The 15,747-nt window shown below is 69.8% G+C and carries 13 protein-coding genes; 8 read left to right on the top strand and 5 right to left on the bottom strand.

Annotation, left to right across the window (positions count from 1 at the left end; all coding sequences use genetic code 11):
* The first annotated feature begins 11 nt into the window (after nt 1-11).
* The 4 genes from EP757_RS28860 (at nt 12) to EP757_RS28875 (ending at nt 5,798) form a co-directional block, all read left to right on the top strand.
* Nucleotides 12-1,934, top strand: a complete 1,923-nt coding sequence (locus tag EP757_RS28860) for a cellulase family glycosylhydrolase (RefSeq protein ID WP_127551276.1) — start codon at nt 12-14, stop codon at nt 1,932-1,934.
* 119 nt (nt 1,935-2,053) lie between these two features.
* A complete protein-coding gene (locus EP757_RS28865) occupies nt 2,054-3,538 on the top strand; it encodes an APC family permease (protein ID WP_127551278.1) in 1,485 nt (494 codons plus the stop codon).
* On the top strand, nt 3,535-5,145 hold the full coding sequence (locus tag EP757_RS28870) for an amidohydrolase (RefSeq protein ID WP_127551280.1): 1,611 nt from the start codon (nt 3,535-3,537) through the stop codon (nt 5,143-5,145). Before EP757_RS28865 ends, EP757_RS28870 begins: the two co-directional genes overlap by 4 nt.
* 38 nt (nt 5,146-5,183) lie before the next feature.
* The gene (locus tag EP757_RS28875) at nt 5,184-5,798 is read left to right on the top strand and encodes a TetR/AcrR family transcriptional regulator (RefSeq protein ID WP_127551283.1); all 615 of its coding nucleotides are present in this window, start codon (nt 5,184-5,186) and stop codon (nt 5,796-5,798) included.
* Here the strand turns inward: EP757_RS28875 and EP757_RS28880 are convergent.
* Nucleotides 5,785-6,396, bottom strand: a complete 612-nt coding sequence (locus tag EP757_RS28880) for a TetR/AcrR family transcriptional regulator (protein ID WP_127551285.1) — start codon at nt 6,394-6,396, stop codon at nt 5,785-5,787. The genes EP757_RS28875 and EP757_RS28880 overlap by 14 nt on opposite strands.
* A gap of 93 nt (nt 6,397-6,489) precedes the next feature.
* On the opposite strand from EP757_RS28880, the gene EP757_RS28885 reads away from it, so the two are divergent.
* On the top strand, nt 6,490-7,827 hold the full coding sequence (locus tag EP757_RS28885; RefSeq protein WP_127551287.1) for an NAD(P)/FAD-dependent oxidoreductase: 1,338 nt from the start codon (nt 6,490-6,492) through the stop codon (nt 7,825-7,827).
* Between the two features lie 43 nt (nt 7,828-7,870).
* Here the strand turns inward: EP757_RS28885 and rhaI are convergent, their stop codons facing one another.
* Complete coding sequence (rhaI, locus tag EP757_RS28890) at nt 7,871-9,028, bottom strand: L-rhamnose isomerase (RefSeq protein ID WP_127551289.1); 1,158 nt, start codon at nt 9,026-9,028, stop codon at nt 7,871-7,873.
* Between the two features lie 109 nt (nt 9,029-9,137).
* On the opposite strand from rhaI, the gene EP757_RS28895 reads away from it, so the two are divergent.
* Nucleotides 9,138-10,376, top strand: coding sequence for an NAD(P)/FAD-dependent oxidoreductase (locus tag EP757_RS28895; RefSeq protein ID WP_232050051.1), 1,239 nt, complete (start codon nt 9,138-9,140; stop codon nt 10,374-10,376).
* 74 nt (nt 10,377-10,450) lie between these two features.
* Here the strand turns inward: EP757_RS28895 and EP757_RS28900 are convergent, their stop codons facing one another.
* From EP757_RS28900 to EP757_RS28910, 3 genes are all read right to left on the bottom strand, one after another.
* Nucleotides 10,451-11,191 (bottom strand): transcriptional regulator, encoded by a 741-nt coding sequence (locus EP757_RS28900; RefSeq protein WP_160165909.1) that lies wholly within the window; start codon nt 11,189-11,191, stop codon nt 10,451-10,453.
* Nucleotides 11,192-11,316: 125 nt separating this feature from the next.
* Nucleotides 11,317-12,891 (bottom strand): MDR family MFS transporter, encoded by a 1,575-nt coding sequence (locus EP757_RS28905; protein ID WP_174262556.1) that lies wholly within the window; start codon nt 12,889-12,891, stop codon nt 11,317-11,319.
* 32 nt (nt 12,892-12,923) lie between these two features.
* Nucleotides 12,924-13,385 carry a MarR family winged helix-turn-helix transcriptional regulator gene (locus tag EP757_RS28910; protein ID WP_127551295.1) on the bottom strand — a complete coding sequence of 154 codons (462 nt, stop codon included), beginning with the start codon at nt 13,383-13,385 and terminating at the stop codon, nt 12,924-12,926.
* A gap of 217 nt (nt 13,386-13,602) precedes the next feature.
* Between EP757_RS28910 and EP757_RS28915 the strand changes: the two genes are divergently transcribed.
* Complete coding sequence (locus EP757_RS28915) at nt 13,603-14,193, top strand: hypothetical protein (protein WP_127551297.1); 591 nt, start codon at nt 13,603-13,605, stop codon at nt 14,191-14,193.
* Complete coding sequence (locus EP757_RS28920) at nt 14,190-15,701, top strand: glycosyltransferase family 2 protein (protein WP_127551299.1); 1,512 nt, start codon at nt 14,190-14,192, stop codon at nt 15,699-15,701. Before EP757_RS28915 ends, EP757_RS28920 begins: the two co-directional genes overlap by 4 nt.
* The last annotated feature ends 46 nt before the right edge of the window (nt 15,702-15,747 follow it).

Genomic DNA, 15,747 nt, shown 5'->3' on the forward strand with positions numbered 1-15,747 from the left:
AAGGAGTCATCGTGCTTGGTCGAAGAACTAGAAAACGCCTTGTCGCGGGGCTGGCCGGCCTCGCCCTGGCGATCACCGGAGGGGCGAGCGCGCCCACCGCGGTCCAGGCTGCCGCGCCCGCGACGGACTGGCTGCACGTGTCCGGGAACCAGATCGTCGACGCGGCCGGCAACCCGGTCTGGCTGACCGGCGCGAACTGGTTCGGCTTCAACGCGTCGGAGCGTGTCTTCCACGGCCTCTGGTCGGCGAACATCACCGAGATCACCCGGTCGATGGCGCAGCGCGGCATCAACATCGTGCGGGTGCCGATCTCGACGCAGCTGCTGCTCGAATGGAAGGCCGGCACGTTCGGCACGGTCAACGTCAACACGTATGCGAATCCCGAGCTGACCGGCAAGAACAGCCTGCAGATCTTCGACTACTGGCTGGCGCTCTGCGAGCAGTACGGCATCAAGGTCCTGCTCGACGTGCACAGCGCCGAGGCCGACAACTCAGGGCACATCCATCCGGTCTGGTACAAGGGCACGATCACTCCCGAGCTGTACTACCAGGCGTGGGAGTGGGTGACCGCCCGCTACAAGACCAACGACACGATCGTCGCGATGGACCTGAAGAACGAGCCGCACGGCACGCCCGGGACCACGCCGCGCGCCAAGTGGGACGGTTCGACGGACGTCGACAACTGGAAGTACACGGCCGAGACCGCCGCCAAGCGCATCCTCGCGATCAACCCCGAGGTGCTGGTGCTGGTCGAGGGTCAGGAGGTCTACCCGCGTGAGGGCGAGACGTGGAGTTCGCCGAACACCGACCCGGACCTGTCGCCGAACTACTACTACAACTGGTGGGGCGGGAACCTGCGCGGCGTGCGCGACCACCCGATCAACCTGGGCGCGAACCAGGATCAGCTGGTCTACTCGCCGCACGACTACGGGCCGCTCGTGTTCAACCAGCCGTGGTTCGACAAGCCGTTCGACAAGACCACGCTCACCAACGACGTATGGCGGCCGAACTGGCTCTACATCCACGAGAACAGGACCGCGCCGCTGCTGATCGGCGAGTGGGGCGGTCGGCTCGGCCAGGACGAGCGCCAGGACCGCTGGATGACCGCGCTGCGTGACCTGATCGTGGAGAACCGGCTGCACCAGACGTTCTGGGTGCTGAACCCGAACTCCGGCGACACCGGCGGCCTGCTGCTGGACGACTGGAAGACCTGGGACGAGCAGAAGTACGCCCTGCTCAAGCCGGCTCTGTGGCAGCAGGGCGGCAAGTTCGTGAGCCTCGACCACCAGGTGCCGCTCGGTGGCGCCGGCAGTACGACCGGGATCAACCTGAGCGCTGCCTACGGGGAGTCGGACACGGTCGCGCCGAGCGTGCCGGGTCAGCCGGCGGCCAGCGGGATCACGTCGTCCGGTGTGACCCTGAGCTGGGCGGCGTCGACCGACGACGTGGGTGTGACCTCGTACGACGTGCTGCGTAACGGAACCGTTGTCGCGACCGTCTCCGGGACGACGTACAACGCGACCGGGTTGACGCCGGAGACGGCGTACACGTTCAGCGTCCGCGCACGGGACGCCGCCGGGAACGTGTCGGCGGCGTCGGCGGGGCGCGGTGTGACGACGACGGCCGGCTCCTCGTCGAACGACGGAGGGTGTACGGCCACCTACAAGACGACCAGCTCGTGGACCGGCGGGTTCCAAGCCGAGGTGGCGGTCAAGAACACCGGTACCACGGCCGGCAAGGGGTGGGTCGTCAACTGGACCTACCCGAGTGGGACGACGGTGGCCTCGCTGTGGAACGGGGTGCAGGCCACGCCGCCGGTCACCGTCCGCAACGCCGAGCACAACGGGGCTCTCGCGGCCGGGGCGTCGGCGACGTTCGGGCTGGTCGGTTCGGGTCCGGCTGCGACGCCGGCGGTGAGCTGCACGCTGTCCTAGCGGGAGCGACACGGCTCTCCCGTACAGCCGGGCGAACCCGGCTGTACGGGAGAGCGGCGTTTGTTAATTCTTGGGACACGCGTCTCGACTAACCGAATGGCATTCGGTTAACGTGCCTCATGGCTGATGACACACGGCTCAAAGCCGGGGCGATCGGCGCCGCCGGGATCACGTTTCTCGTGGTCGCGGCCGCCGCGCCGTTGACGATCATGACGGGGATCGCGCCTCTGGCGATCTCCATCGGCGGCATCGGGGCGCCGGTCGGCTACCTCGCGGCCGGCGTCGTGCTGGCGATCTTCGCGGTCGGGTTCATGGCGATGACCCGGCACACGCGAGGCGCCGGGGCGTTCTACTCGTACATCACGCTCGGCCTCGGCCGTCCGCTCGGCGCGGCCTCCGGACTGCTGGCCGTGATCTCCTACAACGCGCTGCAGATCGGCGTGTACGGCCTGCTCGGCGTGCAGTTCTCGGCGGCCTGGACGCGGTTCACCGGCACCGAGGCCCCCTGGTGGATCTTCACAGCGCTGGCGATCGTGGGCGTCTGGACGCTCGGCCGGCGCGGCATCGACGTCGGTGCGAAGGTGGTCGGCGCGCTGCTCATCGCCGAGACCGCGATCCTCGTGCTGTTCGTCGCGGCGGTGCTGCCGCAGGCCGGGCTCAGCGGCGCCACGTTCACCCCGGCGGCGCTCACCGACCCGGGCATGCTCGCGATCCTCGGGTTCTGCTTCGCCGCGTTCATGGGCTTCGAGTCGACGGCGCTCTACCGCGGCGAGGCCCGTGATCCGGACCGGTCGATCCCGAAGGCGACCTACGCCGCCGTCGCGTTCCTGGCGATCTTCTACTGCCTGGTCGGCTGGGCCGCGGTGCGGGCGTTCGGTGACGAGCAGGTGATCGCCGCGGCGGCCGCCGACCCGACCGGCCTGTTCTTCTCCGCGATGGACACCTACGTCGGCGCCTGGGCCAGCGACATCATGTACGTCCTGGTGCTGACCAGCGTGCTCGCCTCGCAACTCGCCTTCCACAACGCCATCAACCGGTACGCCTTCTCGCTCGCTCACGACGGCCTGCTGCCCGCGCGACTCGGCCACAGCCACCCGCGCTTCTTCTCGCCGGCCACCGCCGGAACCGCGCAGAGCATCGTTGCCGCCGTCGTGGTCGCCGCCTTCGCGTACGCCGGCGCCGATCCGTATCTGCAGCTCACGCTCCTGGTCAACACGCCCGGCGCGATCGGTGTCGTCGGCCTGCAGGCGCTCACCTCGGCAGCCGTCCTCGCCTACTTCCTGCGCCGGCGCGGCGTCTCCGGCGCCCGCGTCGCGATCGTGTCCGGTGGCCTCGCGACGATCCTGCTCGCGATCGTCCTCTTCTTCATCATCGACAAGGTCGCGCTGCTCACCGGCGCCGGCCACGCCACGAACGCCCTGCTCGTCCTGCTCATCCCGGCGGTGCTCGCGGGCGGCGTGATCTGGGCGCTCATTCTCAAGATCAAGGACCCGATGTCGTACGGGCGGATCGGCGGCGATGAAGTCCGCAGAATCTCGGCCGCCGACGGTTCGGGACAGCCGGGGCCGGTCGTCGTCACGCCCGCACCGGAGGCGATCGCATGAGCACCGCTGACCTGATCATCGCAGCCGACACGATCCACACGATGGGGCCCGACGGGCCGGCCGTCACCGCGATCGCCGTCAGTGACGGAACGATCGTCGCGACCGGTGGCCGTGACGACGTCCGCGACTGGCGAGGCGCCGGCACCCGGGTGATCGACCTCGGTCAGGCCACCGTCACACCGGGACTGGTCGACGGCCATGCCCACCCGGTGATGGGCATCGGGATGACGCGAGGTGTGGACCTGAGCTCCGTCCGTACCCTCGCCGGGTTGAAGGCCGCGTTGCGGGAAGCCGGCGGCGGCATCGCCCGGGGTGAGTGGCTCGAAGGCTGGGGCCTCGATCCCAATGTGTTCGGCGACGCGCCGATCACGCACGCGCCGATCGTGGAGGTGCTCGGTCCCGACGTGCCGGTGCTGCTGCGGCTCTTCGACGCGCACTCGGCGCTCGCCGGCCCCCGGGCCCTGGAGATCGCCGGGGTGGACGGGCCGCGGACCTTCGCCTCCGGGGCGAGCGTGGTGTGCGACGGCGCCGGGAAGCCGACCGGGCACCTGCTCGAACTCGAAGCGATGGACCTGGTCGTCGAGCGGTTGCCGGACGACGCGCCGGCCGACCGGCGGGCCCGGCTGCTCGACCTGATGCGGCGGATGGCCGCGACCGGGCTGACCGCCGCCAACGCGATGGACTTCGAAGCCGACTCGCTCGACCTGTTCCGCGCCCTGGAATCCGACGGCGAGCTGCCGATGCGGTGGCGGTGCGCGCCCTTCGTGATGCCCGGCGTCGACGCGTCCGGCCTGGAGGCGGTCGTTCGGCAGCAGCGGCTCGGCGGCCGGCGCTGGCAGGTCGAGGGCGCCAAATTCATGATCGACGGCACCATCGACGGTGGTACCGCGTGGCTGGAGGAGGCCGACGCGCACGGCGAGTCGACGGCCTGCTTCTGGCCCGACCCGGCCGAGTACGCGCAGGCCGTCCGCACCCTGGCGGGCCACGGTGTGCCGATCGTGACGCACGCGATCGGGGACGCCGGGATCCGCTATGTCCTCGACGTCCTGGAAGACCTGCCGGCCGTCTCGCCGGTGCCGCACCGCATGGAACACCTGGAGACCATGCCGTCCTCACTGGTCGCGCGGTTCACGGCTCTGAACGTCACGGCCAGCATGCAGCCGACGCACTGCACGCACTACACCCGGGCCGACCACACCGACAACTGGTCGCGCCGGCTCGGCAAGGTCCGCGCCGACCGTGCCTTCCGCGCCCGTGACCTGCGGGACAGCGGCGCGCGACTGGCCCTCGGGTCGGACTGGCCGATCGCTCCCTACGATCCGCGCGGCATCATCGCCGCCGCCCGGCTGCGGCGCCCGGCCGGTGCGCCGGACATCGATCCGGTGCTGCCGGGCCAGGCGCTGACGGCGCGGATGGCGCTGGAGGGGTACACCGTCGCGGCAGCCGCGGCAGCGGGACTCGGCGGCAGTGCCGGTCGTCTGCTGCCCGGATACCGGGCTGATCTCGCGGCCTTCGCCCTCGACCCGCTGACCGCGGATCCCGACGAGTTCGCCGAGTCGCCGGTGCCGGTGACCGTGGTCGGCGGATCGGTGGTGCACGGCGGGTAACGTCGTGCGGGCTGCACCGGATCTGCTTGGGAGACCGCTTGCCCCGTCCACTCGCGCCCCTGCTGTCGCGTGAACAGATCGCCACGGCCGCGCTCGCGCTCATCGACGGGACCGGGACGTTCACGCTTCCCGGACTCGCTCGTGAGCTGGGCGTCAGCCCGTCGTCGATCTATCACCACTTCCCGGGTGGACGGGAAGCCATCATCGAGGCGATCCGCGGGCTGCTCGCCGGGCAGGACCTCCCCACTCAGCCGGGCGGGCAGGACTGGCGGGAGTTCACGTACGCGTGGGCGCGGGCGTACCGGGAATCGTTCGCCCGGCATCCGAGGGTCGTCCCGTTGCTGACCGCGCAGACCGTCAGCGATCCGACGACGCTGGCCGGCTACGAAGCACTCGCCCGGGTGCTGCGGGACAGCGGATGCCGGGACGGCGACCTGCTGCACGCCGTCACGATCCTCGACTGCTTCATCTGCGGTTCGGCCCTGGACGCCGGCGCGCCGATCGACGTGTGGGCCGCCTCCCCGGATCCGGAGTCGGCGCTGGGCTCGGCGATCCGGGCCGGCGTGTCCGAGCCGGGGGAGCGGTCGCAGCAGTCGTTCGAGATCGGCCTGCGCATGATCGTGAGCGGCCTCGGCGAGCTCATCCCCGGCTGACGACGGACCCGTCCAGCGCTCCCAGCACCAGATCCAGGCCGAGTTCGAACGCCCGGTCGGCTCGCTCCCGGCCCTGGCCGGCGGCCTCGATGGCGGCCACCAGCAGCGGCGTGCGGGCGTTCGCCGGATTCCAGACCTGGTCGGGGGCGGCGATGTCCAGGGCCGACCCGATCACGAAGCTGTCCAGCACGGTGATCACGTCGAGCAGCCGGGTGGTGGGGACGCCGGCGCTGCTCAGGACGGCGGCGATGTCGTCGTACATGCTCATCACGTCCGGTGACGACACGGTGTACGCGGTCAGCATCGGGATCAGGCGGGGGTGCCGGGCGAAGGCGTCCCGGTAGCGGCGCAGCAGGTGGCGCAGCGTCACGTTCCAGGGTCCCGCCGGCAGCGCGGCCGGCTGCTCTGCGAAGATCAACGCCCGCATGGCCTCGATGATCTCGGTCTTCCCGGCCAGGTGGTTGTAGATCGAGGAGGGACGGACGCCGAGCGCGGCCGCCACCTCACCGAGGGTGAACTCGCCTCTGGCGTCGACCAGGTCGAGGGCAGCGGCGGCGATCTTCTCCACGGAGAGTTTCGGTGTGGCGGGGCGACCCATCGAGCTCTCCTCTTGATCGGCAGTGGGGGAGAACACCATACTAAACGAATGCCGTTCGTTTAGAGTTCGAAGAAAACCGATGGAGGGATAGAGATGACCGACTACGACGTCATCGTGGTCGGCGCCGGAGTGACCGGGCTGACCACCGCTATACGGCTGCACGAGGCCGGCAAGAGGGTGGTCGTCTTGGAGGCCCGGGACCGGGTCGGCGGACGGCTTCTGACCGACACCGTCGACGGGGTCCGCCTCGAGGTCGGCGGCCAGTGGGTCTCCCCGGACCAGACCGCCCTGCTCGGCATGCTCGACGAGCTCGGGCTGGAGACGTACCCGCGGCACCGGACCGGCGAATCGGTCTACATCGGGCGGGACGGCGTCCGCCGGACGTTCGAGGGCGAGGCCTTCCCGGTGGCGGACGGCACCACCGCCGAGATGGAACGGCTGACCAAGGAGCTCGACCGGCTCTCCGCCGAGATGGACCCGCTGTCGCCGTGGGAGCACCCGGACGCCGAGCGGCTGGACCGGATCTCGTTCGCCGCATGGCTGGCCGAGCAGACCGACGACGCCGAGGCGCGGGACAACATCGGGCTCTACATCGGGCCGGCCATGCTGACCAAGCCGACGCACGCCTTCTCCGCCCTGTCGGCGGTGCTGATGGCGGCGAGCGCGGGCGGCTTCAGCCACCTGGTCGACGCGGACTTCATCCTCGATCGCCGGGTGGCGGGCGGCCTGCAGCAGGTCCCGCTGCGACTCGCCGCCAGAATTCCGGACCTGGTGCATCTGTCCACGCCGGTCGCTCACGTCGAGTGGGCCGGGGACGGTGTCGTGGTCGACGGCCGCTGGAAGGGGAGGCGTCTGGTCATGGCGGTCCCGCCCACCCTGGTCAACCGGGTGCGGTACAGCCCCAACCTTCCCCCGGTGCACGCTCAGATGCGCCAGCACCAGTCGTTCGGCCTGGTCATCAAGCTGCACATCACCTACGAGACTCCCTTCTGGCGGGAGCAGGGGCTTTCCGGTACGGCGTTCAGCCCGTACTCACTCGTCCACGAGGCCTACGACAACAGCAACGAGGACCTCCCGGGGGAGACCCGCGGGACCCTCGTCGGATTCGTCTCCGACGAGAAGGCGGACGCGTTGCTCGGCCTGAGTGCGGCAGCTCGCCGGGACAAGGTCCTCGCGGCGCTCGCGGACTACTACGGCACCGAGGCGCTCACGCCGGTGTCGTACTACGAGAGCCCGTGGATGGCCGACGAGTGGACGGCCGGCGCGTACGCGACCAGCTTCGACATCGGCTCGCTGACCCGCTACGGCAAGCACCTGCGCCAGGACGTCGGCCCGATCTCGTTCGCCAGCAGCGACATCGCCGGGCTCGGCTTCCAGCACGTCGACGGCGCGATCCGGATGGGCGAGGCGATCGCCGCCCGGCTGAAGTAGTCGTGGGAAGGGCTCGGCCGCCGCCGAGCCCTTCACCCGGCGGTCAGGCGCCCCAGCCGGCCTGCACGCCGCCGACCCGCTCGGCGGCGATCTTCTCCGCGTAACCGCTGCGCTTGTACGCGGCGATCGGGTCGGGGTCGAGCCCGGCGTCCGAGCGGATCTCGGCGAGCAGCGGGCGTACGTCGGTGCTGAAAGCGTCCATGAAGACCGCGTTCGCTTCGAGCACGTCGCCGGACTGCTGCGCCGCGGCCAGCGCGTCCGCGTCCACCAGCAGCGCCTTCGCGGTGGCCTCCTGGATGTTCGTCACCGAGCGGATGATCGCCGGGATCTTCGCCTCGATGTTGTGGCACTGGTCGAGCATGAACGTGATGCCGGCGTCCGCCTCCAGCGCGCCACCGCGGACGATCTCGTACATGATCCGGAAGAGCTGGAACGGGTCGGCGGCGCCGGCCATCAGATCGTCGTCGGCGTAGAACCGCGAGTTGAAGTCGAACGCGCCGAGCTTGGACTGCCGCAGCAGGAACGCCACGATGAACTCGATGTTGGTGCCCGGCGCGTGGTGGCCGGTGTCGATGACGACCTGCGCCTTCGGGCCGAGTTCGAGCGTGTGGGCGTACGCGGTGCCCCAGTCCGGCACGTCGGTGGTGTAGAAGGCCGGCTCGAACAGCTTGTACTCGAGCAGCATCCGCTGGTGCGGGCCGAGCCGGTCGTAGACCTCGGCCAGAGCCGAGGCGAGCCGGTCCTGCCGGGAGCGGATGTCGTCCTGCCCCGGGTAGTTGGTGCCGTCCGAGAACCACAGCTTGATGTCGGCCGAGCCGGTCTCGTCCATCACGTCGATGCAGGCGAGCAGGTGGTCGGTGGCCTTCCGGCGTACCCGGGGATCGGGGTTGGTGACACTGCCCAGCTTGTAGTCGTCGTCCTGGAAGACGTTCGAGTTGACGACGCCGAGCTTCACGCCCTGCTCCTCGGCGAACGCGGCCAGCTTGCCCCAGTCGTCGACGGTGTCCCACGGGATGTGCAGCGACACCGTGGGGGCGACGCCGGTGAAACGATGCACCGTGGCGGCGTCGGCGATCTTCTCGTACGGATCACGGGGCACACCGGCCTGAGCGAAGACCTTGAATCGGGTGCCCGAGTTCGCGTACGCCCAGGAAGGGGTCTCGATCCGCTGAGCTCGCAGCGTCGCGCGTATGTCAGACATGGGGACCCCCGAAGGCGCTCTAGGTGAAACGTTTCATCAACACGGTGAAGTTATCCGGAAGGACCGCCATCGGTCAAGGGCGCCGCCGACGTCGTGCACAAGATCAAGAGTGCTCTGGATCGAGTCGCCTCCCTTCCCCACCCGGGCCCGGAGGGGCAAGCTGGAAGCCATGCCGGAGACGTTCGTCATCGTGGGCGCCAGCCTCGCCGGGACCACCGCGGCCGAGACCCTGCGGGCGGAGGGCTTCGAGGGCCGGGTCCTTCTCATCGGTGAGGAGGAGCGGCTTCCGTACGAGCGACCGCCGCTCTCCAAGGGCCTCCTCCTCGGCGACGCCGATCCCTTCCTGCACCCGGAGAGCTGGTACGCCGATCAGCGCATCGAGCTGCGGCTCGGCGAGCGGGTCGAGGAGCTCGACCTGGCGGCGAAGCGGGTGCACGGCGTCGCGTACGACAAACTGCTGCTCGCCACCGGTTCACGGCCGCGCCGGCTGCCGGGGGACGCGCTCTCCCTGCGGAACTACGACGACGCGCTGCGGCTCAAGGAGATCGTGAGCGGCGGCGGCCGGCTGACGATCATCGGGTCGGGGTGGATCGGCCTGGAGGTCGCCGCGGCGGCCCGGCAGCGGGACGTGGCCGTCACCGTGATCACGCCGGAGACGGTTCCGCTGCAGAACGTGCTCGGCACCAAGGTCGGCGCGGTCTTCGCCGACCTGCACCGGGCGCACGGCGTCGACTTCCGGTTCGGCAGCGGCGTCGAGGCGATCACCGGAACCGCCGTCCGGCTCACCGGTGGCTCCACGGTGGACGGTGACCATGTGCTCGTCGCGATCGGCGCCGCGCCCGATATCGAGCTCGCCGCGCGGGCCGGCCTCGCTGCCGACGCCGGCGTGCTGGTCGACGCCCACCACCGGACCAGCGATCCATCCGTCTTCGCGGCCGGGGACATCGCGAGCGTGGACCATCCGCTCTACGGCACCCGGATCCGCGTCGAGCACTGGGCCAACGCCCTCGACTCCGGACCGGCGGCGGCCCGGTCGATGCTCGGCCGGGGGACGCCGTGGACCAGGATCCCGTACTTCTTCACCGACCAGTACGACCTCGGCATGGAGTACGCCGGAACCCTCGAACCGGGCGCCGAACTGATCGTCCGCGGTGACCTGGCGAAGCGCGAGTGCATCGTGTTCTGGGTGCTCGACGGCCGCGTCACCGCCGGCATGAACATCAACGTCTGGGACGTCACCGACCAGATCCAGGCGCTGATCACCGCGGGCTTCACCGGCCACCGCGTCGATGTGGCACGCCTCGCCGATCCCGCGGTGCCGCTGCCCGACCTGCTCCCCGGGGACTGAGACCCGGCCGCTCGTTCGCGCCTGGTCGGAAGCGGAGAACGGGTGGGTCGCTCAGGTCGAGCCCGGCGGTGTGGTCAGGAGCCGTTGCCGGTGGCGGCTTCGCTGGGCGGGCGGTAGAGGGCGATCGCCAGTTCGGCGGCCGGCGCGTCCGCGGTGGCGCGGGCGGCGAACTCCCGGGTCAGCGCGTCCAGGCGGCTCGCGAACTCGTAGAACGTCGCGTCATCGAGCGGAATCCGCCGCACGTCGACGAGACGTGGCCCGGCGGGGGACCGTTCCGCCTGGGCCGCCGCGAGCTGAGCATCCCCGGCTTCCATCGGCGCGCGAGGCGAAGGCGCGAGCTGCGATGGCGCGAGCTGCGATGGGTTCTGGGCCGGCGAGGAGTGAGGACTCGGCGGCTCGAGAGGCTCCGGTGATCCGGAGGTGTCGCGGGATCCCGAAGCGCCCACCGCGGCGGCCGGGTAGGCGGCGACGGGAAGAGCGGCCGTCTCCGGAGCGCCGTCGGGGGTGGTGTGCGCCGCCGCGACCGTCCACAGCGGAATCGGGAAGCGGCCGGTTCCGGTCCAGGTGAGGCCGGGGATGGGGGCCGGGACGCGCAGCGGCGGCTGGGCGGCGGCCGCGGTGCTGACGTAGCGGGGTACGGTCACGCCGCGTTCCCGGCGGGAGGCGCCGACGCGGACGAGACCGGACTGTTCGAGCATCTTCAGGTGGTAGTTGACGACGCCGCCGGGCAACCCGAGCCGCGCGGACAGGGCGGCCACCGTGGCGGGTCCGGTGTGCAGCAGCCCCAGGATCCGATCGCGTACATCGTCAGTCATGGCACACATTGTCGACCTTGATCCACCGAGAACAGAAGCCGCCAGTCCGGCCGTCTCAAAAGATCGATCCCGAGCCGTGGGCACGGCCGCCCACGGCTCGGGTGCCCACGGCTCGGACGCCCGGATCAGCGGGCGGGGGCGGGGTCGACCGGCGGGGCGCCGTCGGCGGCGTCGGCGGCCACGGCCGCGGCCTTGAGTTCGGCGGGCAGGTCGAGGCTGTCCCGGAGGGTGACCTGCTTCATGGCGAGCGCGGCCACGATGCCGACCACGCCGATGATCGCCGAGAGCAGGAAGATGTGGCCGGTCGCGTCGCCGTACGCGGCCCGCACGATGTGCTGGATCGCCTCCGGGAGGGCCGCCAGGTTCAGGCTGCTGGAACCGCCCGACGAACCCGCCGGGACGCCGGCCGCCGCCAGGTCGTGGGTGATCTGGTCGGTGACCCGGCGGGCCAGGACGGCGCCCAGGACCGAGACGCCGATGGTGCCGCCGAGGGACCGGAAGAACGCGACGGTGGCGCTGGCCGAGCCGATGTCCTTGAGAGCGACGCTGTTCTGGACGGCGAGGACCAGGTTCTGCATCGACGAGCCGACGCCGGCGCCGACCAGGAACATGCCCACGCCGACGAACCACAGGGCGGTCTCGTGGTCGATCGTGCTGAGCACGCCGAAGCCGATGACCAGCAGGATCGCGCCGGTCACGATGTACGGCTTGATCCTGCCGGACTTGGTGATCATGCGGCCGCTGACGATCGAGGAGAGCAGGACGCCGGCCATCATCGGGATGGTGAGCAGACCGGCTTCGGTCGGGCTGTAGCCGCGGCCGATCTGGAAGTACTGGCCGAGGAAGACGGCGCCGCCGAACATCGCCATGCCGACCGCGAGGCTGGCGACGATCGCGAGGGCGGTGTTGCGCTCCCGGACGATCGGCAGCGGGACGATCGGCTCGGGGGCACGGGACTCGACCCATACGGCGAGGCCGAGCAGGACCAGGGTGCCGCCGACCATGGCGAAGGTCTGCCAGGACAACCAGGCGAACGTGTCGTCGACGAACGAGATCCAGATGAGGAGCAGGCTCACGCCGGCGGCGATCAGGGTCGCGCCCAGGTAGTCGATCTTCACGTTGTCGCGGCGGACGGTGGGCAGGCGCAGGGTCATCTGCAGCAGGACCAGGGCGATGATCGCGACCGGGACGCCGACGAAGAAGCACCAGCGCCAGCCCAGCCACGAGGTGTCCACGATCAGGCCGCCGAGCAGCGGTCCGCCGACCGTGGCGAGGGCCATCACGCCGCCGAGGTAGCCGTTGTACCGGCCGCGCTCGCGGGGCGGGATCATCGCGGCGATCGCCACCTGGACGAGCGCCTGGAGGCCGCCGACCCCGATGCCCTGGAAGGCGCGGGCCGCGATCAGCTCGCCGGCGTTCTGCGCCATGCCGGCCACCACGGAACCGGCGATGAACACGACGATCGAGATCTGGATCAGCAGCTTCTTGTTGAACAGGTCGGCGAGCTTGCCCCAGATCGGGGTGGTCGCGGTCGCCGTGAGCAGGGTGGCGGTGACCACCCAGGTGTACTGGGTCTGCGAGCCGTTCAGCGAACCGATGATCTTCGGCAGGGCCGTGGAGACGACCGTGCTGCTGAGCATGGCGACGAAGAGGACCAGCAGCAGACCGCTGAGCGCCTCCAGGGTCTGCCGATGGGTCATCGGCCCGGGGGCCGTCGAGGTTGGGGTTGCGCTCACAGCGCCGCCTCCGTCTTTTCATTGAGTACGGTGTCGATGGCCTGGGCGAATCGGCCGAGGCTGATGTTGAACGCGGCGACCTCGGCCGGACTCCAGTCGGCGAGCGCCCGGTCGAGGACCCGCTCGTACCAGGTGACGGTCTCGGCCAGCGCGTTCCGGCCGGCAGCCGTGACGACCAGGACCGTGGCGCGGCCGTCGTGCGGATCGGGCTCGCGGGCCACGAGTCCGTGCGCGACGAGCGAGGCGACGGCCCGGCTCACCGTGGACGGGTCGAGCCCGGTCTGGATCGCCAGCTCGCGGGCGTGGCCGCCGTCCGGCAGCCGGGAGATCTCGGCGAGCAGGACGAACAGCCCGGCCGGGATCGCGGTGCGCTCGGCCGACCGGTGCTGTTTGAGCAGCCGGGTCACCTTGAGCAGATCGTGCAGACGGGTGCCGATCTCGGGCACGGCGCCGTCCATGGCGGGGCCTCCTGAAGCACTGGTTGGTTGCCGCAGACAAGTATCCGCGAAACTTGCCCACAGAGCAACTTTGCACACAGCGCAATGGAAACGTGACGCGAAGGCCCGCCGCTGAATCCTCAAGTGGCTGACGCGGGGACCGACTCTGATCACGACAACCCCCTCGGATCCCCGTGAAGGAACTCCCGTGCACGTCCACCGAAGAATGGCCGTGGGCATGACCGCCGCGATGCTCGTAGCCGGCCTGAGCGGCTGCGGCACCCTCCAAGAGATCACCAGTAGTAGTAAGCCGTTGCTGGGTGACACCAAGGCGAGCCCGTCACCGGCCGCGACCGTGGCCGCCGTCGCCACGAAGAAGACGGAGAAGCGGGCCAGCGGACCGCTCGACACCGGCACGGTGACGCACAAGCTGAAGCAGGGTGACTTCACGGTGCAGCTGACGTACTGGACCTCGGACAACGCGAAGCTCTACACCGCGGACTCGGTCAAGACGATCAACGTGGCCGCGCACATCGAGGACGCCGACAGCAAGCACCGGATGAAGGTCAGCACGTTCCAGGTCACCCAGGACGACGGGACGAACCGTGCCGTGGTCACGAAGGACAGCGGTGACTTCGACGTCACCCCGCCCTACCCCTACAACACGGTGCTGACGGTGCCGGCCGCCACCGAGGGCGCCACCGCGCTGACCCTGACGATCCAGATGGATCTGCTGGTGGAGACCGCGCCGAAGTCGGGCGCCTATTACCGCTCGACCGCGCTCGACACCCTGACTCTGCCGCTGCTCAAGGATGGTGCCACCGGATGACCGAGACCAATTTCGGCCTGCGGAGGGCCACCGATCGTCAGATCCTGACTCCGCGCAGCTCGAAGGCCGGTCCGCTGGCGTTGCCGCCGGCGTTACCGCAGCTCAATGCGCTGGAGAGCGTGGAGACGCTGTCCGGGGAGATCCGCAGCGCGGCCGCCAGCGCCCGCAACGCCACGATCGCCTGCATCATCCCCTGCTACAACGAGCAGGAGACCATCGCCGACGTGCTGAACAGCATCCTGGCGCAGACCCGTCTGCCGGATGTCATCCACGTCATCATCAACAACACCGACGACGACACCCCGGAGATCGCCCGCCGGTTCGAGGGCCAGCACACCCGTAGCGTCAAGGGTGAGGAGTTCGAGACCACGGTCTACGTCCATGACATGGGCGTGAACCCGGACAAGAAGGTGGGCGCGCTCAACTACGGCTACTTCCTGTCCCGGGGCTACGACTTCATCCTCGGCGTCGACGGCGACACCACCCTGGAACGCGACGTCGTCGAGCGCCTCGAGCTGGAGATGACCGACGACCCGCGCATCGGCGGGCTCAGCGCGATCTACAGCATCGACAAGAACCGCTACAAGGGCCTGATGGCGCGGTTCCTGATCGCCGGGCAGCGGGCGCAGTTCGCCGCGTTCAACATGGACAACCTGCTCCGCGGCCGCAACATGGCGGTGCTCGGCGGCCAGTGCAGCCTCTTCCGGATGCGCGCGCTGGAACAGGTGATGGTCCGTCACCACCAGCAGGCGCCGTGGGTCCGTGACAGCGAGGTGGAGGACAGCAAGCTGTCGCTCCAGATCAAGGACGCGGGCTACAGCACCAAGATCAGTTCAACCGCCCGGGCGTACGTCGGCCCGATGACGAACCTGCGCGCTCTGCACGGCCAGCAGGTGAAGTGGAACTTCGGCGCCATCGACCTGTTCTGGCCCGGTCAGCGGGGCGACAACAAGGGCCAGCCGCTGCACCCGAACCTGCGGCTGCGCTGGTACGAGAACATCGCCATGATCTTCAACCTGGCGAGCCGGCTCGGCTTCCTGCTGCTGCTCGTGGCGGCGCTCTCGATCGACGCGTTCGTCTTCAACCCGATCTGGCTCATCCCGCCGGCCATCGCGATGCTGCTGAACCTGCGGCTCGCGCTGGCGATGAAGGACAAGAGCGCGTCCGACATCCTCTACGCGTTCCTGGCCTTCCCGGCCGAGCTCTACATGTGGATCCGGATGGGCCACTTCCTCTCCGCCTGGGCGCAGTTCTTCGCCCAGACCGAGAACGACAACTGGGCCGCGCAGGCGAACGCGGAGAAGGGCAAGGGCTCGGCGTACATCATGCCGGCGGTGGTCCTGCTCGCGGTGATGGGCGGGGCGATCTACGCCTGGACGCAGCAGAGCGTGCAGATCCAGTCGGCGATCCTGTCGCTGGGCTGGCCGATCCTGTACATCGCGACGATCGCCCAGACGGTCTTCATGCTCCGCAAGCTGTTCCGCCGGCACCGCGGCTTCACCGTCTGACCTTGATCTATGGAGCTGGGCCTAGCCGATCGGCTAGGCCCAGCGT

The sequence above is a fragment of the Actinoplanes sp. OR16 genome, from assembly GCF_004001265.1.
Classification (GTDB): Bacteria; Actinomycetota; Actinomycetes; order Mycobacteriales; family Micromonosporaceae; genus Actinoplanes.